Genomic DNA, 23,219 nt, shown 5'->3' with positions numbered 1-23,219 from the left:
CGGTCAGCGTTCGCTGTCGTCACCGGCCGACTCGGTGACGACGAAAATGAGGCTTCCGTCTTCCAGCCCGTCGACGCTGAGCTGGGCGGGAAACGTCGACCCCGTTTTTCGACGGCCCGTGCTGTTGCCGGTCCATCGCCACCCCTCCGCGACGGTCGGGATCGCCGTCGATTCGAGGTGGGCGACGGCCGCGTCCGTGAACAGATCTCGCCAGGGCAGCCCGGGGAGCGAGTCCCGATCGTAGCCAAATTGCATCGCGAACACGCGACTCGCGAACTGGATCCGGCCGTCGGGCCCGACGATGGCGATCGCGCCGCCCGTGAACTCGAGGCCAGCGAGCGTCCGCCGCGTCAGCGCGGCCAACCGGCGGTGTTCGACGAGATCCCGTGCGCGGCGCTCGAGGTGGTCGGAGACGTCGTCGCGTTCGAGAACGGCGGTCAAGTCGTGAGATCGAACCGCGTCCGCGAGTTCGGGGCTCCGTTCGTTCGCGAGGACGATAATCGGAAGATCGGGGGCGCTCGCCCTGATGCTCTCGAGGAGCTCCGCGACGGGTTCGTCGCCGTCTCCCCGCTCGTCTCGGGAGGCCGACTCGGCTTCGGGCGCGTCTTCGTCGATCGGCGCCGTCGGCGGTGCAACGACGAGACAGTCGATCTCTCCGAATCGAGTTCGTGCGTCCGCCAGGGTCGCCGTCGTCTCGAGGGATCGAGGGGAGTCGTCGTCCCCGAAACCGGCGTCCTCGAGTGTGGTTTCGAGGTGGTCGCGACGCCGTCCGGTCGCGACTGCGAGGAGGCGGAGTTCCGCAGGTGGTGTCCGTTCTGTCCGTGTCGACGCCGGTGGCGGGATCAGCATAGGGGCCAGTATCGGGTTCGGATCGCTGTCGTTCGATGACCTCGGTGACGCTCGAGGCGGGCGGGGCTGACGTGGCGTTTGCGGACTGCGAGAGCGGTCGGAACTGAACGCGTTTCGAGTGCTCGTCGCTTACGCTCGTCCGTGGACCGTTCCATCGACCGCGACGGTGCCGTCACTTCGAACTTCGACCAGCCTGCCGTCGTACTCGAATTCGACGCGAACGGAGGTGCTCGTGTCGGACTGAAACAGTTGATCGAGCGCTTCGGGGTCAACGACGTAGTACAGCGGATCGAGCTCGTGTGGGTCGGTATTCGTCGCGTTCGCGATAGCGTCGATAACCCGGAGACTGATCGAATCGTGGTGGTAATCTAGTGTGGTGCTGGTCATGCTAGTTGGTCCGAAGTGACCGGACGGTATCGGCCTACCCGTTATATGCGTAATCTCGGTTCACGTGGCGACACTACGTGTATAGTGTCTTCCGAAACCGAGAGCCCGCGTCCGTCCTGGTCGGTTCGGGACTGGCCGGTACCGAACTCGTGGCCTCGAATCTCGGTTCGTGAGGGGCGGTCGAAACGAGCGTGACTTCCACGGACCGTGTCTAGAACATAACCACACGTATCATTGCCGCTCGGTTCGTACGGGGGCTATGTTCACTGCCGTGGCCCACGCAATACCGCTCGCAGGTGCCACAGCTGAGACTGTCGCCATCCTCTCGAGTGCGGTCGGGCTCCTGAGTGCACTCGCCGGCCCGCTCGAAATCGTCGGTGAAGTGCTACTCGAGCGCATCGCTGCTGCGGGGGAGGCGTCGAAACCGGGAGCCGAAGTGATCCTGCTCGGCCTCGCCGCCCGAAGCGGGTCCGGTCGAGCGAACGATATCGAGGCGCTCACCGGCGACCTTCGACGGTTCGTGGATCGGGTCCGCGGAGATGCTCCGATACCCGCACCAGAAACCGCCGAGTCGCCGGCTGACGGCGACCGACGCGCCGACGTCGAGGAACCGATCGACTTCACCATCGATCGGGACGACGAGGTCGGCCAGCTGTCGGAGGTGGTCGACGATCTGGCGGACGCCGTGCGCGAACGCGACTGCCGGCGGGCACGGAACGAGCGCTATCGGCGGGACCTGCACCGAATTACGACCGATCCGACGCTGCAGACCGAGACGAAGATCCGCCGGCTGCTCGAGCTCGGCCGTGATCGACTGGGGGCCGACACCGGGATCGTTTCTCGGATCGACGACTCGGCCGAGCGCGCCGAAGTCGAGGCGGCCGTCGGGCGCCACGCCGATCTGGAGGGAACGACGATGGACCTGTCGCACATCCATTGCCAGGAGGTCGTCACGTCGGACGACGTACTGGCGGTCTCCGACGTCGGGGACCCGGGCACTGACGACCAGTTTTCCGACGTCGAGTTCGACGTCCGCAGTTACGTCGGCGGGAAGATCCTCGTCGAAGGCGATCCCTACGGGACGCTCTGTTTCGTGAGCCACCGACCGCGAGACGAGCCGTTCACGCCGGACGAAACGGCGTTCGTCGACCTGATGAGCCGCTGCATAAGCCAGACCTGCGAACGGCACGCTCACGTCGAGCGAATACGCGAACGGGAGCGCCGACTCGAGCGCGCCCACGCGTTCACCGACGATATGTTAGACGCCGTCGACGACGTCGTGTACCTGCTCGACGAAACCGGCGAGGTGTGTCGCTGGAACGAGAGCCTGTGTGAGGCGACCGGGTACACCGACGACGAAGTCGAGTCGATGCACGCCCTGGATTTCTTCGACGAGCCGGAGCACGAACGGGTGATGGACGCGATCACCGAGGTTTTCGAGACCGGAGACGCGCACATCGACGTCCCGCTCGTCACCAGCGACGGCGAGCGGATTCCCTACCAGTTCTTCGGGTCGTCTCTCGAGACGCCGGCCGGAGATCGGGTCATCGCCGGCGTCGGCCGGGACGTCAGCGAACAGCAGGCGAAAGAGCGGCGCCTCGAGCGCTACGAGGCGTTTACGAACGACGTACTGGATGCGGTGGACGACGTGTTCTACATCATCGACGACGACGGGTACTTCCAGCGCTGGAACGAGACGCTGGTCGATGTGTCGGGGTATACGGACGCGGAGATCGAGTCGATGCGCGCACTCGAGTTCTTCGACGAGGAAACCAGACCGGCGATCCGTGATTCGTTCGAGGATGCCTTCGAGACCGGCGATACCCGCGTCGAAGCGAAGTTGCGAACGAAATCGGGCGACCGGATTCCCTACGAGTTCATCGCGTCGGTCCTCGAGGATCCGGACGAGAATCCGGTCGAAGTCGGGATCGGTCGGGACATCACGGAACGCAAGGAGAAACAACGCCGCCTCCGCGAGCGCGAGACGCACCTCGCGCGGACGAAGACCATGTTCGAGCAAGCCCAGCGGTTGGCGAAGGTCGGCGCCTGGGAACTCGACGTGTCCGAGGAGCCGTCCGACCTCCGGTGGTCCGACGAGGTCCGGCGGATCCACGGCGTCTCGCCCGACGAAGAGATCGACGTCGAACGGGCGATCGAGTTCTACCATCCGGACGACCGTCCGACGGTCCGCGAGGCAGTCGAACGCGGGCTCGAGGACGGTGAGCCGTTCGATCTGGAACTGCGCATCGTCACGACCGACGGCGATCTGCGATGGATTCGGACCATCGGCGAACCGCTCTGTGAGGGCGGCGAGGGAGGTCACGAACCGTCCGACGACGGAGAGACCGTCAGACTGTGCGGGGCGTTTCAGGACATCACGGAGCGCAAGGAGCGCGAACGCGAACTCGAGCGCGCCGAGACGATCATTCAGACGCTCGACGAACTCGTGTACACGATAGACGCTGACGGCTGCTTCACCTTCCTGAACGACGCGGTCACGTCAGTCGTGGGCTACGAACCCGAGGAACTGATCGGCGAACACGTCTCCAAGGTCATGGTCCAGGACGACATCGAGACCGCCCAGGACCGGATTCGAGAGTTACTCCGCGCCGACGTCCCCTCGGAGACGTTCGAGATGGTGATCGAGACCGAGGATGGCACGGTGATCGACGTGGAAAATCACATGGCGGTGTTGCCGTCGGCAAACGGCGAATTCACCGGGACTGCGGGCGTCGCTCGCAACGTTACCGAGCGCAAGGAGCGCGAACGCCGACTGAAAACGACGAGCGCACGGCTCGAGGCGCTGTTCGAAAACTCCCCCGATATGATCGACGTCCTCGATACCGAGGGAACGATCGTCGACGCGAACCGCCGACTGGCGGACGAACTGGGATACGCTGCGGACGAACTGGTCGGGACGAGCATCTGGGAATACGACACCCTGTTCGACGCCGATGAGGTGCTGGCCATGCTCGAGGACCTGTCGGTCGGCGACCGGCGGAAATTCGAGGGTACGTATCAGCGTCGCGACGGGTCGACGTTTCCAGTCGAAATCCACCTGATCTGTATCGAACTCGAGAACGAAAACCGCTTCATCGCGATCAGCCGCGACATCACGGAGCGGAAAGAACGCGAGCGCGACCTCCGCGAGACGAAACGCCGTCTCGAACTGGCACTGGAAGGGACGAACACCGGCGTCTGGGAGTGGGATCTAGAGACCGACGCGGTCACCTGGAACGAGACGTACGAGGGGCTGCTGGGGCTCGACCCCGGGTCGTTCGGCGGAACGTGGGAGGCTTTCAAAAGCCGGGTCCATCCGGACGACGTCTCCCGCGTGGTGGAAACGGTCACCCGGAACATCGAGAACGACGAACTGTTCCAGACGGAGTTCCGGTTGCGACACGAAGACGGGCACTGGGTCTGGGTCGGGGCCCGCGGTCGGGTCGTCGACGCCGACGGAGGCAGGCGGATGGTGGGGATCAACAACGACATCAGCCAGCGCAAGGAACACGAACGCGATCTCGAGCGGACGACCGAATTGCTCAGGCAGGCAGAACGCCTCGCCGGCATGGGCGGCTGGGAACTCGACGAAAGCGGCGACTCGCGAACCGTGACGTTGACGGACGGGTTGCGTCGGCTGTTCGAATTTGGGCCGGACGAGGACGTCGATTTCGATCGGGCGTTCTCGCTTACCCACCCCGACGACCAACCGGCCGTCCACGAGGTCGTCGAATCGGCCCTGGAGGACGGCGAGAGCTACGAGATTGAACACCGTTTGCGGACGACACGGGGTGACGAGCGGTGGGTGAGATCCATCGGTGAGCCCCTCGTACTGGACGACGAGGGCCGGCGCCTCCCGTGTAGCCGGACGTCCTCAGGTACCGACGAAGTCGTCGGAATACGCGGGACGGTTCAGGATATCACCGCGCACAAGGAACGCGAACTGGCACTCGAGACGCTCCACCGCGTCGCGCGGGATCTGCTCGGCTCCGACTCCGAACGAGAGGTCGCGGAACTGGTCGTCGAAACCGCGACCGACATTCTCGAGGCGTCGGGCGTCGCCGTCTACCGGCTCGATTCGGACGTAAACCGGCTGGATCCGGTCGCGTACACCGACGGGTTCGAGACCCTCAGTGACGGTGCGCCGTCGGTCGCCGTCGGCGACGCCGATTCGGTCCTCTGGAACACCTACGTGACGGGGGCGGGGACGGTGGTCGACGAACCGGCGTCGTTCGACCGTTCGCGAGTGTTTGGTTCCGACGTCGAAAGCGGCGTCGTCGTCCCGATCGGCGATCACGGCGTCTTCACGGTCGCGTCGGGGAGGGGACCGATCGGCGCCGAGGCCAGGCGGCTGATCGAGACGCTCGTCGCGACGACGGAAGCCGCGCTCGACCGCCTCGAAAGCGAGGCCAGCCTCCGCGAACGGGAAGTCGAACTCGAGGAACGAAACCGCCGTCTCAACCGCCAGATCGCGACCACGGAGCTCATCAGGCGGATCGACCAGTTGCTCATCGGTGCCGACAACCGGGAGGAGATCGAACGCACGGTTCCCGAACGGCTGGTCGAGGCCGACGACATCGCGTTCGCCTGGATCGGCTCGCTCGACGCGAGCGGCACGCAACTCGAGCCTCGCACCTGGGCCGGCGACGGCCAGGAGTACCTGGGCGACGTCTCGCTGTCGTACGACGCGTCGTCCGAGCCGGCCGTCCGGACCGCACGAACGGAAACGCCGACGGTCGTTTCGAACGTCGTCGAGGGCCTGCAGAACGATCCCTGGCGGCGCGACGCGCTTGATCGGGGGTTCCAGTCCGTCATCAGCGTCCCGCTCTCGCACGCCGAGTACTCCTACGGCGTGCTCACCGTGTACGCCGACGATCCGGACGCGTTCGCCGACCTCGAGCAGACCGTCGTGACGGAACTCGGGGAGGGGATTGCGAACGCGATTACGGAGGTGAAAACGCGCGAAGCGCTACACGCGGAGACCCTGCTCGAACTGACGCTTCGAATCGACGGCTCGGCCGACTTGCTCTCCCGAATCGCGTCGAAGACCGGCGCTCGCGTCACGTACGACGGCCTCGGAACCCACACCGGCGACGAGACGCTGCTGTTCTTCGAAACCAGCGGCGTCCCGTCCGAGGACGTCCGCACCGCCCTCGACGATATCGTTTCCGTCACGGAGTACAGACTGATCAGCGATGCCGACGGCGACTGCCGCTTCGAGGCGACCGTCGCGGGCGATACGATCGCTTCGCGGCTGGTCCGTCACGGCGGCAGTCCGCGTTCGATGCACGCCGACGGCGAGCGACTGGAGGTCGCCGTCGACGTCCCCACGGGGACCGACGTCCGCGAGTTCGTCGAGATGCTCCGAGAGCAGTACGCGTCCGTCGAGTTGCAGGCCCGCCGCCACGTCGAACGGTCCATGGGGACCCGAAGCGAACTCGTGACGTCGCTGTTCGACGTGCTGACCGATCGACAACTCGAGGTGCTGCGGACGGCCTACTTCGCCGGGTTTTTCGACTGGCCACGCGAGAGCACCGGCGAGGAGATCGCCGACATGCTCGAGGTGACTCAGCCGACGGTCAATCGCCACCTGCGAGTCGGACAGCAGCGGCTGTTGGCGCAATTGTTCGAGACCGAACAGCCGACGCCCGCGGACTGAACGGCACCGAGACAGACTGTCCGGGGCCGCGGACGGGATGGCACCGAGATCGAACGCGGCGGGCCGAACCGGGCGCACCGGACGGGAACGCCCAAGGGCCCGCTGTCCGTATCGTCTCTATGGCCGCGTTTACACGTCGCCGGACCGATGGGCCGATCCACTCGACGCTCGTCGCCGTCGGACTGGCAATCTTCGGCATCGTTGCCCAGCAAGTGACGACCCTGCCGGCGTTCCTGCTCGATCCCGCCCTCGCGACCGCACCGACGGAGACGTCGATCGCGAGTCGCGCGGCCGTGTTGATCCTCGGATTCGTCGGGTTCTTCGTCGCCGGTGGCATCTATCTTGCCGTCACTGGTCGGGGCTGGTCGTACGTCGATCTCCGCTGGCCGACGAGAAGGGAGTGGCGCTACGTTCTCGCCGGCATCGGTGGCGGGATCGCGTTTTACATCCTGATCAGTCTGGTCGTCCAGTTCCTCTCGCTGCCGTCCGCGGAGAACCAGGTCTCGACCTACATCGGGAACGACCAGACGATGATCCTCGTCATGATCGCCATCGTCTTCGTCTTCAACGCGCCCGCCGAAGAGTTTCTCTACCGGAACGTCGTCCAGAAACGGCTCTACGATGCCTTCTCACGGTTAGAGGCGGTCGCCATCGCGAGCGTCATCTTCGGCCTGATACACTTCCCGGTTTACGCCGCGCTCTCGGAGTCGCTGCTCGCGACCGCCGTCCCGGTCGCCGTCGTCATGGGCGGCGCCGCCATTTTCGGATTCCTCTACGCGAAAACGGACAACCTGCTGGTCCCGATCGCCGCCCACGCCGTCTTCAACGGCGTCCAGTTCGGCCTGGTGTATATCGCCCTCGAGTACGACCTCGAGACGGCAGAACAGTCGACGTCGCTCCTGGCCGATACCGTCGGTCTCATCACTGCAATGTCACTTCCGTTCTGATCTGACGTCCGCACGGACGGCGTCGGCGGTTCGGGTCCGTTCTTTTATTATCGGCCGGAGGAGAGAAACGGGTATGTCCCAGGCGAAGGGCGACCGCCGCGAACGCGAACTCGTCAACGCGCTCGACGAGGCCGGTTTCGCTGTGATGCGTGCGCCCGCGAGCGGTTCCGCGACCGAACGGGAACTCCCGGACGTCCTCGCGGGCGACGGCGAGCGGTTCTACGCGATCGAGGCGAAATCGAGTTCCGGCGACCCCATCTATCTCACCGGCGAAGAGGTCGAAGCGCTGATCTACTTCGCGCAGAATTTCGGCGCGAAACCCCGGATCGGCGTCCGCTTCGACCGCGAGGACTGGTACTTCTTCCATCCCGCCGATCTCCACGTCACCGACGGCGGTAACTACCGCGTCAAGAAGGAGACGGCGCTCGCCGAGGGAGTCGACTTCGCCGAATTCGCCGGTCGATCCGAGAAAGTCACCCTCGACGAGGTCGGCGACGACGCGACTGAGACCGGCCCGGACGAGGAAATCATCCGCGTGCTGAACGCGGTGGCACAGGGCGTGATGGACGCCGAAGAAGCCGCGGAACTGCTCGACTAGTCGGCCGGTCGACCCGGACCTCGATCCGCCGAACCGAGACCCGTTCGGGGTGACACGGATGCGCGGCCGTCGTCGGACCGGCCTCTTCACTCTTCAATCGTCGGCCGTCACCGGACCGCTCTCTTCAATCGTCGGCCGTCACCGGACCGCTCTCTTCAATCGTCGGCCATCACCGGACCGCTCTCTTCAATCGTCGGCCATCACCGGACCGCTCTCTTCAATCGTCGGCCGTCACTGCGTCCGCGACCGTTTCGGGGTCGACCGGTACGTGGTGGACGATCGGCTCGAACGCCTCGAGGGCGGCCCGGTCGCCGCCGGTGATTCCCCGCGCCTCGCGCGTCTCGAGTTCCGTCGTGACGAACCGCCGCGCGACGAGTGCGGTTCGGCCGTCGCCGTCCTCGAGGTCGGATTGCGCTTCTTCGAGCAACAGCGCGGCGGTAAACACCTCGAAGACGTAGTGTGCGAGGCGCTTTGCGGAGAGCTGGGCGTAGTCGGGATCCGCGTCGGCCAGCGCCACGAGTGCCGCCGTCAACTCCTCGTACTCCGCGGCGACCGTGTCGGCCGCGTCCGCGAGCGCCGGATGGGTGACGGCCTCGAGTCGCTCCTCGATCGCCTGCACGAACGGCTCGTGGGCACGCTCGCGCTCCATGGCCCGGATCACGTCCAGCGAGAGGACGTTCTCCGTCCCCTCCCAGATCGGCAGTACCTGCGCGTCTCGGAGCAGGCGGTTGGTCACGAAGTCGTCGACGTAGCCGTTTCCGCCCTGGATCTCCATGGCGTAGGAGGCGGTGTCGACGGCCATCCTGCCCGTTCGGAGTTTGGCGATCGGGATCAACAGCCGGAGCAGTCGGTACTCGTCGTCGGTCTCGTCGCTCGAGTCACCGTTCCGTCTCGCTCGCTCGCGCTCCGAAAACAATCGGCCGACTTCGGCGACGTACGCCGTCGCGGCCTCGTAGTCGACGGTCATGTCGACGAGGTCCGCTCGCATCAGCGGGAACTCGTCGATCGTCTTTCCGAAGGCTTCGCGGGTGGCGGCCTGGACCCTGCTCTCGAGGAGGGCTCGGCCCATGACGCCACAGGAGGCGGCGGCGTTCGCGAGCCGTTCTAAGTTGAGCATCTCGGTCATCTGTCTGAAGCCGGCCTCCCGCTCGCCGACGAGGAACGCCTTCGTGTCGTCGAACTCGACTTCGCCGGTCGGGACGGCGATCGTCCCCAGTTTGTCCTTCAGCCGCCGGTACAGCTGGTCGTTGAGTGCGTCTCCCGGCGGTGCACCCTCGAACTCCCGGCGGTCACCTTTGGTCAGGACTCCCCCGTCGGGGTCGCCGTGGGGAACGAGGAACATCGAGAGCCCGTCGGTCCCCGCCGGCGCGTCTTCGGTCCGGGCGAGCGCGAGCGTCCCCTCGGCGTCGATATTCGAACAGAACCACTTCTCGCCGGTGAGTCGCCAGCAATCGGCCTGGTCGTCGTATCGCGCCGTCGTTTCGTTCGCACCCACGTCGCTGCCGCCTTGCTCTTCGGTGAGGAACATCGCCCCCTCGATGAGCCCGTCGTAGTCGCGGCTGACGAGTCCCCGATAGTAGGCCTCGAGATCGCCGTCGGACCGTGGCTCTGACGACCCTCCAGTCCCGTCGCTTCCGGAGACGCCGCCGTCGAAGCGCTCGAGGACGAGCGCCGAACCGGCGGTCATCGCGACCGGACAGCCGAATCCCGCGTCGGCGTACGATACCAGGTGCAACATCGCGAGGAAGTGGCTGAACGGCAACGGCTCGTCGCGGCCGGGCGGAGCCTCGAACGCGTCGGCGACGATGCCCGCCTCGTAGACCGCCCGATCGTTCTCGCGCTGTTCGGCGGGGTACCGGACGAAGTTCTGCACGTCGCCGTACTCGTCGTAGGTCTCGAGTTCCGGCCCGTGGTCGTCGACGTAATCGGCGTTATCCGCGACGGTGTGGCCGATCAGCTCACCGAACTCCTCGAGCCGGGGTTCGGCCCACTCGAAGTCCGCGGGGTCGTACACCCGACGAAGCTCGCGCTGGAGCGTGCGATCGAACGTCCAGTAGTTCACGTGCCGTCCTTCGTCGAGATCGCCGTAGTCGATACCCGTGCCCATACCTAGATCGTCGATCGCAGCCCACAAGAAAACGGTCGGTGTCAACTCGCGGTGCGTTGGAGGCCGTTTCGAGTGGCGTAGCGGTGTCCACGTCGGCGACACCGGCCGCCCTCGGTCGACCCGCTTCCCGCTGTGAGGGTCTCGCATCGTTCGGACCACGTCGAGGCTCTCACTCGTCTTCGCGCGAACGGCCCGCGAGACGTCAGTCTCGCACTGTTCGAACATCGCGTTCGCGGGTCGTTCCTCCCCGCTCACCTTCGCGAGGTTCTCACTTCGTTCGAACCTCGCGTTCGAGCCGCGTCCGCGGGAAGACGTACACCTTCAGCGACGAGGGAACGACGCCGTTTCGAGCGACGTGCGCGTGAGGGTAGACCGCGCCGACGACGGGGACGTTCGGCTCGTAGTTCTCGTTCGTCGCGTAGCCGGCGACGGTGGTGTCGGCCGCTCCGATCTCGACGGCGTCGGCTCGGAGTTCCGAGACGTCGACGACGGTGAGGCGGTCGCCCGTCTCGCGGTCGACGACGGAATCGCCCGGGAAGATCTCGTGTGTCTCGCAGTAGAAGGGTGCTGTCCGTTCCTCGTCGACGAAGATCGTCTCGCCGCAGTCGTGACAGTCGACGGCGATCTCGCCAGGCGGCGGGGTTCGACCCTCCGTGATCTCCATCGCCACCCGCCTGATGTGCTTGCAGCGAGCGTCGCGGAAGACGTGGTCCGGACAGGTGCATCGCCCGCCCTCGAGATCGACGAGGTAGGTGTGATCGCTCGCGGACTCGACCTCGTAGAGTCCGTCGCCGAGGGGCAACACCGACATCGGTTCGGTGCGCGCTCGGCGGGACCGCCTCGTGAGATGGTCGGTCGACGGTGCTGGAAGGGGTGCTTTCGGTGACGCTGTTGTTTTCATAGGTGCGTCGAGCGAGATTCGCTGATCGGCTGGCTATTCGACGTGGGTAGGGACTCGAGCGAAATAACGGGCGCGCCTGCGTGTTCAGGTGGCGCATTTATACGACGGAACTGCCGTCGCGCCCCCGGAGAGCGTGCGGTTTCACGACCCGTCGTCTCACCACCCCTTCGAAGCGCTTTTCACGCGTCCGGCGAAATCGACCCGACAATGCTCGATCGCGAACAGATCATCGAAATCGTCGTCTCCGTGGGTGCCGTCCTCTTCATGCTCGCCGCCATGGTTTACGTCGGTTCAACCTACGGAATCGACAGCACGCTCTCGCCCGAGGGCGGCTGGATGCTCGTCTGGGTCATCGCCGGTTTCATCCTGCTGCTCACCGCGGTCGGAATCGGCCTGGCCTACATGCTCAACGAACCGGAAGACGGCCTCGAACCCAACGGCGGCACGTTCTGACGGACGTCGGCACGCTTTTCACGTTGGTCTCCTGACGTTTCCTATGGGCCGTTCAGACTCCGAATCCGGACCGTCACGTCGATCTGGGCCGCTTCTCGTTCTCGGTTTCGTCGTGGTGCTGGTGGCCGGGTCGCTGCTGGTCGCTCGCGTTTCGGCTTCCGCCACCGTTACTCCCGCAGTCGGTGCAGTGGCGGTATTGATCGGACTCGCCGGGACGATTACATCGCTGCGACGGCGGCCCACACCGACGGATACCGGCAACGGGGGCGATGCGGACTCGAGCGTCTGGAACTCGATCCCGTCCGAACAGTACGACGGACGACACGCCGAATCCGGCGGTCTCACCCGCGGCGGTCTCACCCGCGGCGAACAGGAACGCGCGCTGGACGACGTTCGGCAACGGGCCGCCGATCTGTCCGACGACCCGTTTCGGCGGTAACGCGGGCGCGTCCGATCGTGACGGCCGGCGTATCGTCGCGTCGAACGCAGTTAGTCGCCGCTTGCGGCACCGTTTTCGCTCTCGTCGGTCCGCTCCCGCCAGTCTTCGATCTCGTCGTCGTCGGCGTCGTCGATCCGTTCTTCGTAGTAGGCCATCGGATGCGGAATTTGCTCGCAGAGATCGTCCTTGTTGACGCAGTCCCCGTAGGACTGCATCGTCGCACAGGACGGCGGCGAGTACTCCGTCGGCGAGGTCTCCCCGCGAATGTGGTCGGTCTGGTAGCGGGTCATCTCCTCGCCGAACGACGAGTTCACGCGGTAGAGTTCGACGATCTGATCCGTCGTCATCCCGATGCTCGAGAGGAAGGCGGTGATCGCGAACCGGGAGTGGTGAGCCAGGTGTTCGCCCTTCTGGATCTGATCGAGGAGGGCTTTCATACACGGCGGAAAGAGATCCGGCACGACGGTGTCGATCTCGCGGGTCAACTCGAGATCCGCCAGGACGTCGCGGATTTCGGCGGCCTCGTCCTCGAGAGCGGTCGCGATTGCGTCCGGGACGTCGAACGGCAGCCCGTCCTCGATGCGGTCCCGGATCGCTTCCCGGAGCAACGTGAGTAGTTCGTCCTCGTCGACGGGAACCTCGCCCGCGGAAAGCGGTCGGTTCACGAGCCGCCACTCGTCGCCCCACAGATCTTCGGAAAGCGGCAGGTACGTCCCGACGTCGATCCGATAGCCCGCGTCCGTTTCGTTTATCCCGCCCTGCAACTCGAACTCGGCGAGCAACGCGTCCAGTTCCAGATCCGCCGATTCGACGCTTTTCAGTTCGGTCGTATCCGCCATATCGGCGGTGAAGCGGTCGTAGGCCGTTTCGGCCTCCGCACGGGCGTACTTCCGAACGAGGACCCGTTCCTCGACCATGGAAACGAGCACCCGTGCGACCGGGTACGAGAGCAACTCGATTCGATGATCGCGGTGTGGCCCTCCGGTGTCGCCCTCCTCGAGCGCGGTCACAATTCGTTGCCGGGCGCGGTCGACGACCGCCCGATCCTGCTCGACGACGGTCGCCAGATCGACCGCCTCCGTCGCGACGGATTCGCGAGCGGCCTCGAGAAACGGGTATCGGGCGTGCAGTCGATGCATCGGTAATACAGTATTACTGAGGCGGGATAAACGCGCTGGTTAGCACAATGCTCCCTTAAAGCGACCGATCGCGTCGAGTTCGATGGGTCGATCGAAACCGGGGACCAACCCCACGCGTCGACCGTCGGAGCGGTGATACGATCGGACTATCGGCTCGAGCGGAACGGTCGACGCCCGTCGCAGTGGCGTCGTCCGCCTCGATGATCGATTTCAAGGGTGTTCGACTCGACACTCGAGATATGCCACAGGCGACGAGAGACGGCGTGTCGATTTACTACGAGCGCGCGGACAGCGACGGCGACGGCTCCGCACCCGTCGTCTTCGTCCAGGGGCTGGGATTCGGTCGGTGGATGTGGCGCTGGCAGCGCGAGGCCGTGGCGTCCGACTACGACGTCGTCGCCCCGGACAACCGGGGGACCGGCCGATCGGACGTCGGGTTGCCGCCGCTCGTCCCGCGGCTACCCGGGAAACTTCGCGCGCTCGTCATTTTGAAACTCGCCGGCTACTCGATCGGCGGCCTGGCTGCCGACCTCGAGACCGTCCTCGACAACGCGGGGATCTACGACGCCCACATCGTCGGCGCGAGCATGGGCGGGATGATCGCCCAGCGGTACGCCCTGGAGTACACCCGCGCGAAGTCGCTGACGCTTTGCTGTACGAGCCACGGCGGGCCCGACGCGGCACCCGTGCCCGACGACACGCAAGAACACATGTTCGACACGCCCGACGGAGCGAGCGAGCGCGAGAAAATTCGCTATCGAATGCGACCCGCGTTCAACGAGCGGTTCACCAATCGGAACCCGCACCTGATGGACCGGATCATCGAGTGGCGCCTCGAGCAAGACGCGAGCGAGGCCGCCCGCGAGGCCCAGGCCGCCGCCGTCTTGAACTTCGACGTCAGCGATCGACTCGAGGGCCTCCGCGTCCCGACGCTCGTTCTCCACGGGACGAACGACGACGTCGTCCCCGTCGAAAACGCGACCCTGCTCTCGGAGAAGATTCCGGATAGTCGTCTCGAACTCGTCGAGGGCGGCTCGCACCTGTTCTTCATCGAGGACGACGACCGGGTGAACGACCACCTCGTCGCCTTCCTCGACGAACACGACTGAGGAACGTGACGCATCGGTGGGGACCGTCACCTCTCCGTCGGGAGCGTCTCACCGTGAGGACGGGTACGACGCTTTGGCGCGGGGAGGATATCACGCGACCGCGGCCGCGGTCGCGTCTCGAACCCGGATCCGTCCGTCGCTTCGGACGCCGACGTCGACCCCCTCGTAAGAGAACCACACTTCGTGAGTCCCGGTATCGGCTTCCCGCTGGGCGTGTTCGATCAGCGAATCGAGCGCGTCCGGATCGACGCTGTCGGACAGCGGTGACAGCTCGAGCGGGTTCGCCTCGAGTGCGGCAGCAACGGCGGTGACGGTCGCCTTGGTCGGTCGTTCGGTCTCTGTGTCGAACGTCGTCGTCCACTCGATTGATTCCGACTGTGACTCCGTTTCGTCCGGCGATTCGTCACGGGAGGGCGTGGGCCGGCGTTCGGAGACCGATCCGGTAGCCGCTGGCCTTCCCGTATTCTCGTTTCGAGAACATCGAGCCGACAGAGACAGCAACACAGAAGATCGGTTCGGTCCGACACGGGCCGTCTCCTACGGACCGCGACGAGCGCGGTCGACCGGTCAGTCGCTCTGGATCCGCGGTGCGAGCATGTACGTGACCTGTCCCTGTCCCTCCGCGAACCCGAAGTAGATCTTGACGGGGAACTCTTCGCCGAGATCCAGCGTGACCTCGGTGTCCGCGGGAATTGCCTTGTTCATGTCTTTGAGGTAGTCGAGCGAAAACAGCGAGTGCGCGGGGCCGACCTGCAGGTCGATCAGATCCTCCTGCGTGAGTTCGAGGTGAACGTCGTCGGTGTCACCCTCCGCGTTGACGTAGAAGAACTCCTCGCCCTCGTCGACGCCGAGTGCGATGTGATCGCTGACCATGTCGGCTGCCGTCACCGATCGATTGACGTCTTTGCCTTCCAGAACGACCTCCGCGGGGAGGTCGAGATCCGGGATGTCCGGTTCCTGACGGATCGAATCGGGGTCGATGAGTGCGAGCGTGTACTCGAGACCGTCGATCTGGATGTGGAGTTTCCGGGTCTCCTCGTCGAGTTCGAGCTGGACGAGCTGGCCTGATTCGGCCATGCCAGCGATGTCTTCCAGCCGCGAGAGGTCGACGCCGAGTAGCCCGCCGTCTGCTTCGTACGACTCGAACGCAGCCGAATCGAGCGAGAGGTCGACCATCCCGACGTTCGCGGGGTCGACGGCCCGGATTTCGAGGCCGTCCTCCTCGAGGTGGATCTTGCACTCGTCGACCAGCACGCTCACCGAGTCGAGCGCGCTGGTGAGCGTTTCGGCGCTCACGATGGCCTTGAACATATAGGTCGCCGTACGAACGGTTGCCATAAAAAGCCACCCTTTACGCGCGGTCGGGGGAGTCGGTGTTGGTATCCGTCGTGCCGACCCGCGAACCGAGCGGGCACGGCGGTCTTCCCGTCCCGTCGCCGCTAATTCGTCCACTATATCTCGTTGATGGAACGGAACGTGTCATACACTGGTTCCCAACGAGCATTATTCACGGGCTCGATGTCGAGCAAAACTCATGACTGCCGATTCGCATGGGATTACACGCGAATTGGAAGCTCTAAAATCGCGAGGGAGAGGGTATGAGACGTATTCTATGACACGCTGTATTGATTACACCAAATAGCATGTAAATTGAAAATATTTATTAATTACAAGTCCGCTGTATAATTTGATGGCGGACGAAAATAACTCACCATCCAAATCAAGAGAAATAGGTACAGAAGGGACCTCTCAATTCGATCGACGAAAACTCCTCAAGGGGTTCGCTATAACAACTGCGGCAAGCAGTTTCCCAGCAGCCACTGTTTCGGCAGACAGAGACAAAGAAGGTGCACATAGTACTGCGGTTCTGTCGTCGGTTACTCCTGCCCGTGGCAATAGAGGTGCTTTGGTTCGTTCAGCCAAAGAAGGGGTTGAATTAGTTATAAAAGATAACGAGGATAAAGAGACGATCCTTGAAACAGGCGACAAAGCCCCAATACACCCAGCATGGAATAAACAAGGTAACCGACTCGTTGTTTCTCTCGATGGAAACCTCTGGATGTACGTAGAGAATGGCGAGTTTGTTCAGATTACGGACTCTGGTCGAGATTGCCTCGCTCAATTCGACGGAAAAGACATCGTATTCTTCCAAGGTAACTCGGCGAAACGAATTTCGCATAGCGAACTTCAGAAAGTATTAGCTGGTCAACAGAATCCTGCTGGTGTTTCCGTATCAGATACAGCATTCAAAATAAGCTATGCCACAAACCATCCGGCAGCCGACGAAAAAATCTCCTCAGAGATCCGTAAGTACAATAAAGAGACAACGGAGAAATAATGCCGCTCATCAACCAAGATCTCGGTGGCGGGTATCGGCTGATCGTCCAGCTTCACAGTCACGAACTCAATACCACTGCCGCATATTGTCTCCCATCCAATGTCCGGCAAAACAAGGAGCCATCACACTATAATATCAAGCTCTATGAAAACGGGGACGAAGTCTTCAATCTCCATGGTGGTGCCTACCGAGACGGAGGGAATATCTGTCTGTTCATGTTCGAAACAGCGACGGAAATTCCCTACTGTTACAAGAATTGTTATGATTCTGACCCTGACATGGGTGAAATCTCAACCTTCGTCGAGAACGCCATTGAAAACCTTGAGGAAGCAGCACGGGACTTCGAAGCGAACAACACTGGTGCTGCTGCGGTTGCTGCAGGAGCGGTTGTGGCAGCCATCGCATACGTCGGTCCGAGTACAATAGCGACAGCCCTTGCTGCTGCATGGGCCGTACCCTTTGTGCCGCCGCCGCCGTAACACACAACACACCATCCAACCAACATCAACCATGGACCAATTCCACATTCTTCATTACGGAAACAATCCTCATGAGAGTGTTTCATCGATTGCTCGCATAGTGATCGGCAATACACAGCGATCGGTAACAGAGGTTCGAATTACTGGGATTTTGCCACTCCTCTCTGAGCATGTCGATTCTGAAGCTGTTGATACTCTCATTGAGACTGGTATAAACACAGAGGAAGATACTATTCAGGGAACCGTCCAAGCAACTTCAGCGGTGTGTGAAGCAGTATTTTCCTTGTTTTCGGATTCTCTTTTGTCTGCGGAGTTTGTTGATGAGTCGGGGAATCCAGTATTCATACGACAAGATAATAATGCGGATTTCATCTATTTACATCCCAGAGAGTATGAACGTATCGCCAACGAACTTCCTACGGATCTGCTGGCACGGATCTATCCACGTGAGGAAGACATCCCAATTACTAGACTACCTGACGGAACAAATCCAGCAGCGGGAACTTCTCTCACGGAATACAAACTTAGTAAGGCGGCTAGTGACAGTGCTACTCCGCAGTGGTGGGATCTTATTGACTTACTAGATCGTGACATCAATCGATTTCAATTCTGTGGCCTCGTTCCTGTCCTCCGACGAATTGACAAGGAGGCACTTGCTGCACTCCAATCAGATGACACCAATACAAATGAGAGGCTTGTTATTGGTAGTCTGGTAGCAACTGAAGAAAATCTCCACGCGGTACGGACTCTCTGGGGAGACGGTATACATTATCTTTACTGTGAAGATATCGAGGAAAAACCGTTGTTCTTACGGGAATCACCACGGTATGACTTTTTATATCTGACCAGCGACGAATATGCTACCCTTGAAAACAGTAATCCTGGCACCCTACAGCACTCTCATCGGTGGTAGCTTATTGGTCGCATCCCAAAGTCGTCTCTAGTGGTACTGGCTCCTGTGAAAGCCAGGTCACCTCTGGAACCTACACTCTCGAAGTGGGGCGAACACGAGTTCACCAGCCACCTGATCTCTTTTGCGCCGTTCTCCATTTCCATTGGTACTACGAGAACATCTACGGAACACGCCCAGTCACGCGAGAACTCCAGCACGGACTCGTCTGGTACTACTGCGGACCCGACAAACCGTCATCGAGAGACACCATTGACCGGTTTCTCACCGATCTCAAACACGTTATCGACGATGTTTTCGACAGGGTCGTCGAGCAGGCCGCCGTCCGCGGCCTGCTCGACTCAACGTACTCGCTCGATTCGACGTGGGTCGAACCGATCCAATGCAACGATGCTGCCTCGTGGAGCTATCCGATGTGCCTTTCCGGGTCGACCACGTCTCAGTTGATATGAGCGCGAATTCGCCGGCAGTTCCTATGTGGAACATGTCACGGAATTTGGTGATGTGCACATGACAGGTCGAGACCACTACTACAACAAGGCCAAACAGGAGGGCTACCGCTCTCGAGCGGCCTACAAGCTCAAACAGCTCGACGACCTCGAGGACGTCCTGTCCCGCGGCGACACGGTCGTCGACCTGGGCGCGGCACCGGGCGGCTGGCTCGAGGTCGCCGCCGAGGAGGTCGGCCCGCAGGGGACCGTGATCGGCGTCGACTTCCAGCGCATCAAGGACTTCGAGAACCACGAGAACGTCGAGACGCTCCGCGGGGACATGACCGAGGAGAAGACCCGCGACCGCGTCGTCGACGCGGCGGGCGGCCCCGTGGACGCGGTCGTTTCTGACATGGCCCCGAACATGTCCGGCGAGTACTCGCTCGATCAGGCCCGCTCGCTCCATCTGGCACGGCAGGCCTTCGAGACCGCCCTCGAACTCCTCGACAGCGGGGGTGACTTCGTCGTGAAGGTCTTCGAAGGACCTGACGTCGACGACTTCCGATCCGACGTCGAGGCGGAATTCCAGTACGTCCGGGCCACGTCGCCGAAGGCCAGCCGCGACGAGTCCTCCGAAATCTACCTCATCGGAAAGGGTCGGCTCACCGCCTCGGTCCGGCCGGGCGACGAACTCGAGGTGGAAATCGTCGACGTCGGCAGCGAGGGTGACGGCATCGCGTCGGTCGACGGCTATCGGCTGTTCGTGCCGGACGCGGCGGAAGGCGAGTCCGTCGCGGTCCGCGTCGAGGACGTGAAGCCGACCTTCGGGTTCGCCCGGCGACTCGACCGGGACTGACGCGCCGTCGGCCTACTCCTGGTCCTCGAGGCGGTCGTGGCGTTCGTCGATTTCGTCCAGTAAATCCAGTGTTTTGCGGATCGACGCGCGGATCGCGTCGCTCCGGTTGACGAACTTTCCGTCGTCTCCGACGTGTTCGTCCAGGTCGTCGAGGAGTTCCTGCGGAATTTCGACGCTAATCTTGGGCATTAGTTTGGGTATGCGTTCGTATGCCCACACCTTAAGCCGTCGGCTCGCGACGAAGCACTCGGCCGGCAACCGAGGTCCTGGCTCGTTCAGCCTCCGATTCGATTCGGGGCCCGTCCCGGACGCGCGTGCTCGAGGGTCTCGACCGACGCGATCCGTCTCGAGTGGCACTCCGATCACGGTGAGCGGGTATTCTGGGACGGTCCAATCGAACTGCGCTTCCGTCACGGGACCTGGCTGACGGGCCGACTCGAGGCAGTCGATCCGAGCGTGACAGACGTCGTCGGTACCGTCTCCGACGGAGTTATGGAAGTTACAAGGCTAAAACCCCGCCCTTCAGGGCGGGGATACAGCCGACAAAGCCTACGCAATCCACCATTCGATAGCACTGCCGGATATTCCACATCTTAGTCGTTAGTCTTAATATACTATTCTTCATAAGTCCTTATGAACACAGTCCGATGCTGGAGACAACCCGTACCTATCGAGCAAAAATCGTCAACCACTCTCAGGTGAGTGACGACCTCGATGACTGTGGGCACTCAGCATCTAAACTGTGGAACGTCGCCCGGTACCACACCCAGCAAGAATGGGACGATACCGGCGAGATTCCGTCCGAGGCCGACCTCAAGCGTGAATTAAAAGACCACGAACGATACAGTGACCTGCATTCTCAGTCAAGTCAGCGAGTTCTAGAAGAGCTTGCTGAGTCGTTCAACGGCTGGTTCAAAAAGCGTGAGAATGGCGACACGGACGCGAATCCGCCCGGTTACCGCAAGCGAGGTGACACTCATCCACGCTCCACCGTGACGTGGAAACAGAACGGCATCAAACACGATTCCAAGCACAACCAGATTCGTCTGAGTAAGGGCTTCAACCTGAAGACTCACCGCTCGGACTTCATCCTCTGTGAGTACGAGACTCGCCCGGACGTAACTGTGGAGGACATCCAACAAGTTCGAGCCGTGTGGGACGGCGACCGCTGGGAACTGCACCTCGTCTGCAAGGTTGAGATTCCAACCGAAGATGCCCCCGGCGACAACACGGCTGGTATCGACCTCGGCATCAAGAACTACCTCGCCATCGCTTACGATGATGGAGATGCTGAATTGTATCCGGGGAACGTGTTGAAACAGGATAAGCACTACTTCACCCGCGACGAGTACGACACGGAGGGCGAGAACGGCCCGTCGCGCCGTGCGCTTCGTGCCCGACAGATACTCTCGCGTCGGAAAGACCACTTCCTGCACGCCCTTGCCAAGCACATCGTTGAGCAGTGCATCGACCACGAAGTTGGTCACATCGCTATTGGCGACCTGAGCAAGATTCGTGAGGAGGAGAACGGTGACGCTCGAAACTGGGGGAAGCGCGGAAACAAGAAACTCCACGGCTGGGAGTTCGACCGATTCACGAATCTACTCGAATACAAGGCCGAGGAACACGGCATCCTCGTAGACCGAACGAGCGAGCGCGACACGAGTAAGACGTGTTCGTGTTGTGGGCGGAAGCGTGACGCGAATCGCGTGGAGCGTGGCCTGTACGTCTGCGAGTCGTGCGGTGCGACGATGAACGCGGACGTGAACGGTGCGGTGAACATCCGCAGAAAGATAACTCAGAATCTCCCCACAGAGAATATGAGTAACGGTCGTTTGGCACGGCCAGTAGTCCACCTGTTCAATCAAACCTCGGGGCGTTTCGCACCGAGGGAACAGGCGGGTTGCGAACCGTAATATCCCAACGCTCGGGAATCCTCGCCCTTCAGGGCGGGGAGGATGTCAAGGTCGAAAACCGAACGGATGACCGTGCAGAGATAGGGGTCCGAGTGGAAGCCGACGACGGGGCGTCGTTGTTCAGCCGGGTCTACGAACTCGCGCCTGGCCAACTCGATTCGTCCGCTGGTATCGAACCGACGCCGGCAACGGTGACAGTCTTCACTCCCGACGGTGTCTCCGCGACGTGGGAGTACACCCCCGATTTGGACGTGGATTGTGATGGCGAGGATATCGGGATCACCCTCCTATCGGACGGTTCGATCGACTCGTGGTACGCCTGTTAGGTGCACGCTCTACACTGACCGACGTGAGAGCGCGTTCGATAGTTCTCACAGGGCCCTCGAGATGACGGTCTCGCCGTCCGCAAGCCCGACCGGCGACGACGGGAACGTCACGCCTTTTCTGGAGGGACAGTCCCCGCTCGTCGAGTCGTATCGACGTCTCAGATCGAGAGGTCGAACGCCTCGATGGCGGTTTCAGAGAGGACGCGTTCTCTCGTCTTCTCGTCCCCGAATCGCCGGATCTGCTGATCGAGGGCGTCAGGATGATCGAAGTCCCAGTGGGGGTAGTCCGTCGAGAGCATGAGCGACTCGGGACCGAGAACGTCGATTATCTGCTGGAGGTCCGCCGGGTCGTTCGGCTCTCCGACGGGTTGGGTGGAGAAATAGAACTGATCCCGGATATACTCCTCGGGGCTTTTCTCCAGGAGCGGCGCCTCGCTGCGCCGCATCGAGTATTCTTTGTTGAATCGAAACATCATGTAGGGGACCCAGCTAACCCCCGCCTCCAGGAACGAGAAGTTGAGGTCGGGAAATTTCGCCGGGGTGCCGTTGACGATGAGACTCGACATCGTCATCATGTGCGCCCAGGGGTGGGCGAGCATGTGATTTTCGAGGAATCGGTTGAACTGCGTATCCTGCACCGGAAAGTCCTTCGCGAAGGGGGCGCCGGCCGAGGCGTGGTACGCGACGTGGAGGTCGTTGTCCTCGGCGGCCCGATAGATCGGGTCGTAGACGGGATCTCCGAGTGGCGGCTGGGCACCACTGTTGAGCAGGTACAGCCCTTCGATGCACCGTTCCGATCCCATCCGGTCGATCTCTTCGGCCGCGGCCGCCGGGTCCTGGGTCGCGACGGTACAGAGCCCGAGGAACCGATCGTACTCGTCGAGGTAATTCTCGAGCAAGTAATCGTTGTAGGCGGACATCAATTCGACTGCCCGGTCGTCTTCGGGGACCGAATTCAGTACCGGAAAAGCGTTGATGAGCGGGTAATCGATTCCGAACTCGACGCAGATCTTCTCGTACAGCGAGTCCGCGCTTTGAACGTTCTCTTTTTCGTTTTCGATCTTCCCGCCCATGTACCGGTTCCACCCGCCTCTGTGGACCGGCGTGTAGGTGGGATACTTCGTGATCGACCGGTACGGTTCCTCGCAGTACTCCGCCAACTCGTCGAACGGAATCGAGAGGTGAACGTCCGTATCGACGACCGTCGTCTCCGCGAACGCTCCACCGTCCTCCGCTGTGCTAGTCATGTGCAACCGGATCACTTCAGACCGGAAATAAGTTCGGCTGCAGGCGCCCCTGCGCTCGGGTACGCGGGACGACCGTCGACCCTCGCCGGCACGGTTCTTCTGGCACCTTCGACGACGTCGCTCACCCG

21 protein-coding genes and 1 pseudogene are annotated in these 23,219 nt (G+C 62.3%); 13 read left to right on the top strand and 9 right to left on the bottom strand.

The features are described from left to right. Window positions 1-3: 3 nt before the first annotated feature. Both NJT13_RS10975 and ddfA read right to left on the bottom strand, forming a co-directional pair. The gene (locus NJT13_RS10975) at window positions 4-849 is read right to left on the bottom strand and encodes a PAS domain-containing protein (protein ID WP_254521609.1); all 846 of its coding nucleotides are present in this window, start codon (window positions 847-849) and stop codon (window positions 4-6) included. 129 nt (window positions 850-978) lie between these two features. Beyond that, a complete protein-coding gene (gene ddfA, locus NJT13_RS10970) occupies window positions 979-1,236 on the bottom strand; it encodes a DdfA family disk-determining factor (protein WP_254521607.1) in 258 nt (85 codons plus the stop codon). Window positions 1,237-1,495: 259 nt separating this feature from the next. Between ddfA and NJT13_RS10965 the strand changes: the two genes are divergently transcribed. From NJT13_RS10965 to hjc, 3 genes are all read left to right on the top strand, one after another. Further along, window positions 1,496-6,895: a PAS domain S-box protein gene (locus NJT13_RS10965; protein ID WP_254521606.1), complete on the top strand. Its 5,400-nt coding sequence runs from the start codon at window positions 1,496-1,498 to the stop codon at window positions 6,893-6,895. A gap of 119 nt (window positions 6,896-7,014) precedes the next feature. After that, window positions 7,015-7,842 (top strand): CPBP family intramembrane glutamic endopeptidase, encoded by an 828-nt coding sequence (locus tag NJT13_RS10960; protein WP_254521604.1) that lies wholly within the window; start codon window positions 7,015-7,017, stop codon window positions 7,840-7,842. A gap of 73 nt (window positions 7,843-7,915) precedes the next feature. Further along, a complete protein-coding gene (hjc, locus tag NJT13_RS10955; RefSeq protein WP_254521603.1) occupies window positions 7,916-8,440 on the top strand; it encodes a Holliday junction resolvase Hjc in 525 nt (174 codons plus the stop codon). 217 nt (window positions 8,441-8,657) lie between these two features. On the opposite strand, the gene NJT13_RS10950 is transcribed toward hjc, so the two are convergent. Together NJT13_RS10950 and NJT13_RS10945 are read right to left on the bottom strand one after the other, a co-directional pair. After that, window positions 8,658-10,547 carry an acyl-CoA dehydrogenase family protein gene (locus NJT13_RS10950; protein WP_254521602.1) on the bottom strand — a complete coding sequence of 630 codons (1,890 nt, stop codon included), beginning with the start codon at window positions 10,545-10,547 and terminating at the stop codon, window positions 8,658-8,660. A gap of 268 nt (window positions 10,548-10,815) precedes the next feature. Continuing rightward, on the bottom strand, window positions 10,816-11,448 hold the full coding sequence (locus NJT13_RS10945) for an SWIM zinc finger family protein (protein ID WP_254521601.1): 633 nt from the start codon (window positions 11,446-11,448) through the stop codon (window positions 10,816-10,818). A 207-nt stretch (window positions 11,449-11,655) separates the two neighbouring features. Here NJT13_RS10945 and NJT13_RS10940 point away from each other — a divergent pair, with 207 nt between their 5' ends. Beyond that, entirely contained in the window at window positions 11,656-11,901 is a 246-nt protein-coding gene (locus tag NJT13_RS10940; RefSeq protein WP_254521600.1) for a DUF7472 family protein, read from the top strand. 43 nt (window positions 11,902-11,944) lie between these two features. After that, window positions 11,945-12,340: a hypothetical protein gene (locus NJT13_RS10935; protein ID WP_254521599.1), complete on the top strand. Its 396-nt coding sequence runs from the start codon at window positions 11,945-11,947 to the stop codon at window positions 12,338-12,340. Window positions 12,341-12,390: 50 nt separating this feature from the next. On the opposite strand, the gene priL is transcribed toward NJT13_RS10935, so the two are convergent. Next, window positions 12,391-13,479 (bottom strand): DNA primase regulatory subunit PriL, encoded by a 1,089-nt coding sequence (gene priL / locus NJT13_RS10930; RefSeq protein WP_254521598.1) that lies wholly within the window; start codon window positions 13,477-13,479, stop codon window positions 12,391-12,393. A 239-nt stretch (window positions 13,480-13,718) separates the two neighbouring features. On the opposite strand from priL, the gene NJT13_RS10925 reads away from it, so the two are divergent. Beyond that, window positions 13,719-14,588, top strand: a complete 870-nt coding sequence (locus NJT13_RS10925) for an alpha/beta fold hydrolase (RefSeq protein ID WP_254521597.1) — start codon at window positions 13,719-13,721, stop codon at window positions 14,586-14,588. A 90-nt stretch (window positions 14,589-14,678) separates the two neighbouring features. Here the strand turns inward: NJT13_RS10925 and NJT13_RS10920 are convergent, their stop codons facing one another. Together NJT13_RS10920 and NJT13_RS10915 are read right to left on the bottom strand one after the other, a co-directional pair. Further along, complete coding sequence (locus NJT13_RS10920; protein WP_340681166.1) at window positions 14,679-15,092, bottom strand: HalOD1 output domain-containing protein; 414 nt, start codon at window positions 15,090-15,092, stop codon at window positions 14,679-14,681. A 63-nt stretch (window positions 15,093-15,155) separates the two neighbouring features. Continuing rightward, entirely contained in the window at window positions 15,156-15,899 is a 744-nt protein-coding gene (locus tag NJT13_RS10915) for a DNA polymerase sliding clamp (RefSeq protein ID WP_254525447.1), read from the bottom strand. A 379-nt stretch (window positions 15,900-16,278) separates the two neighbouring features. Here NJT13_RS10915 and NJT13_RS10910 point away from each other — a divergent pair, with 379 nt between their 5' ends. The 5 genes and pseudogenes from NJT13_RS10910 to NJT13_RS10890 all read left to right on the top strand — a co-directional run bounded on the left by NJT13_RS10910 (window position 16,279) and on the right by NJT13_RS10890 (window position 19,602). After that, a complete protein-coding gene (locus NJT13_RS10910) occupies window positions 16,279-16,926 on the top strand; it encodes a hypothetical protein (RefSeq protein ID WP_254521596.1) in 648 nt (215 codons plus the stop codon). Further along, window positions 16,926-17,405: a hypothetical protein gene (locus NJT13_RS10905; protein ID WP_254521595.1), complete on the top strand. Its 480-nt coding sequence runs from the start codon at window positions 16,926-16,928 to the stop codon at window positions 17,403-17,405. The genes NJT13_RS10910 and NJT13_RS10905 overlap by 1 nt, the downstream gene beginning before the upstream one ends. Window positions 17,406-17,436: 31 nt before the next feature. Further along, window positions 17,437-18,318: a hypothetical protein gene (locus tag NJT13_RS10900; RefSeq protein ID WP_254521594.1), complete on the top strand. Its 882-nt coding sequence runs from the start codon at window positions 17,437-17,439 to the stop codon at window positions 18,316-18,318. An 86-nt stretch (window positions 18,319-18,404) separates the two neighbouring features. Next, window positions 18,405-18,725 (top strand): annotated as a pseudogene (locus NJT13_RS10895) (IS5/IS1182 family transposase); the annotation flags it as partial. 100 nt (window positions 18,726-18,825) lie between these two features. Next, window positions 18,826-19,602 (top strand): 23S rRNA (uridine(2552)-2'-O)-methyltransferase, encoded by a 777-nt coding sequence (locus NJT13_RS10890; protein ID WP_254521593.1) that lies wholly within the window; start codon window positions 18,826-18,828, stop codon window positions 19,600-19,602. A 12-nt stretch (window positions 19,603-19,614) separates the two neighbouring features. On the opposite strand, the gene NJT13_RS10885 is transcribed toward NJT13_RS10890, so the two are convergent. Beyond that, complete coding sequence (locus tag NJT13_RS10885; protein ID WP_254521592.1) at window positions 19,615-19,791, bottom strand: ribbon-helix-helix domain-containing protein; 177 nt, start codon at window positions 19,789-19,791, stop codon at window positions 19,615-19,617. Between the two features lie 458 nt (window positions 19,792-20,249). On the opposite strand from NJT13_RS10885, the gene NJT13_RS10880 reads away from it, so the two are divergent. Together NJT13_RS10880 and NJT13_RS10875 are read left to right on the top strand one after the other, a co-directional pair. Next, window positions 20,250-21,518, top strand: coding sequence for an RNA-guided endonuclease InsQ/TnpB family protein (locus tag NJT13_RS10880; protein ID WP_254521591.1), 1,269 nt, complete (start codon window positions 20,250-20,252; stop codon window positions 21,516-21,518). 92 nt (window positions 21,519-21,610) lie between these two features. Then, window positions 21,611-21,844: a hypothetical protein gene (locus tag NJT13_RS10875; protein ID WP_254521590.1), complete on the top strand. Its 234-nt coding sequence runs from the start codon at window positions 21,611-21,613 to the stop codon at window positions 21,842-21,844. A gap of 158 nt (window positions 21,845-22,002) precedes the next feature. Here NJT13_RS10875 and NJT13_RS10870 read toward each other — a convergent pair whose 3' ends face one another. Next, complete coding sequence (locus tag NJT13_RS10870) at window positions 22,003-23,091, bottom strand: amidohydrolase family protein (RefSeq protein ID WP_254521589.1); 1,089 nt, start codon at window positions 23,089-23,091, stop codon at window positions 22,003-22,005. Window positions 23,092-23,219: the final 128 nt, after the last annotated feature.

This window comes from Natrinema caseinilyticum, assembly GCF_024227435.1.
Taxonomy (GTDB): Archaea; Halobacteriota; Halobacteria; order Halobacteriales; family Natrialbaceae; genus Natrinema; species Natrinema caseinilyticum.
The sequence above is the reverse complement of the archived record's forward strand: the minus strand, read 5'-3'. Positions and strand labels throughout refer to the sequence as shown.

Bases quoted from the DNA above. Each gene is read 5' to 3' on its own strand.
- NJT13_RS10975 (WP_254521609.1), bottom strand. From the start codon at position 849: ATGCTGATCCCGCCACCGGCGTCGACACGGACAGAACGGACACCACCT.
- ddfA (WP_254521607.1), bottom strand. From the start codon at position 1,236: ATGACCAGCACCACACTAGATTACCACCACGATTCGATCAGTCTCCGG.
- NJT13_RS10965 (WP_254521606.1), top strand. From the start codon at position 1,496: ATGTTCACTGCCGTGGCCCACGCAATACCGCTCGCAGGTGCCACAGCT.
- NJT13_RS10960 (WP_254521604.1), top strand. From the start codon at position 7,015: ATGGCCGCGTTTACACGTCGCCGGACCGATGGGCCGATCCACTCGACG.
- hjc (WP_254521603.1), top strand. From the start codon at position 7,916: ATGTCCCAGGCGAAGGGCGACCGCCGCGAACGCGAACTCGTCAACGCG.
- NJT13_RS10950 (WP_254521602.1), bottom strand. From the start codon at position 10,547: ATGGGCACGGGTATCGACTACGGCGATCTCGACGAAGGACGGCACGTG.
- NJT13_RS10945 (WP_254521601.1), bottom strand. From the start codon at position 11,448: ATGAAAACAACAGCGTCACCGAAAGCACCCCTTCCAGCACCGTCGACC.
- NJT13_RS10940 (WP_254521600.1), top strand. From the start codon at position 11,656: ATGCTCGATCGCGAACAGATCATCGAAATCGTCGTCTCCGTGGGTGCC.
- NJT13_RS10935 (WP_254521599.1), top strand. From the start codon at position 11,945: ATGGGCCGTTCAGACTCCGAATCCGGACCGTCACGTCGATCTGGGCCG.
- priL (WP_254521598.1), bottom strand. From the start codon at position 13,479: ATGCATCGACTGCACGCCCGATACCCGTTTCTCGAGGCCGCTCGCGAA.
- NJT13_RS10925 (WP_254521597.1), top strand. From the start codon at position 13,719: ATGCCACAGGCGACGAGAGACGGCGTGTCGATTTACTACGAGCGCGCG.
- NJT13_RS10915 (WP_254525447.1), bottom strand. From the start codon at position 15,899: ATGTTCAAGGCCATCGTGAGCGCCGAAACGCTCACCAGCGCGCTCGAC.
- NJT13_RS10910 (WP_254521596.1), top strand. From the start codon at position 16,279: ATGGCGGACGAAAATAACTCACCATCCAAATCAAGAGAAATAGGTACA.
- NJT13_RS10905 (WP_254521595.1), top strand. From the start codon at position 16,926: ATGCCGCTCATCAACCAAGATCTCGGTGGCGGGTATCGGCTGATCGTC.
- NJT13_RS10900 (WP_254521594.1), top strand. From the start codon at position 17,437: ATGGACCAATTCCACATTCTTCATTACGGAAACAATCCTCATGAGAGT.
- NJT13_RS10890 (WP_254521593.1), top strand. From the start codon at position 18,826: ATGACAGGTCGAGACCACTACTACAACAAGGCCAAACAGGAGGGCTAC.
- NJT13_RS10885 (WP_254521592.1), bottom strand. From the start codon at position 19,791: ATGCCCAAGATTAGCGTCGAAATTCCGCAGGAACTCCTCGACGACCTG.
- NJT13_RS10880 (WP_254521591.1), top strand. From the start codon at position 20,250: ATGCTGGAGACAACCCGTACCTATCGAGCAAAAATCGTCAACCACTCT.
- NJT13_RS10870 (WP_254521589.1), bottom strand. From the start codon at position 23,091: ATGACTAGCACAGCGGAGGACGGTGGAGCGTTCGCGGAGACGACGGTC.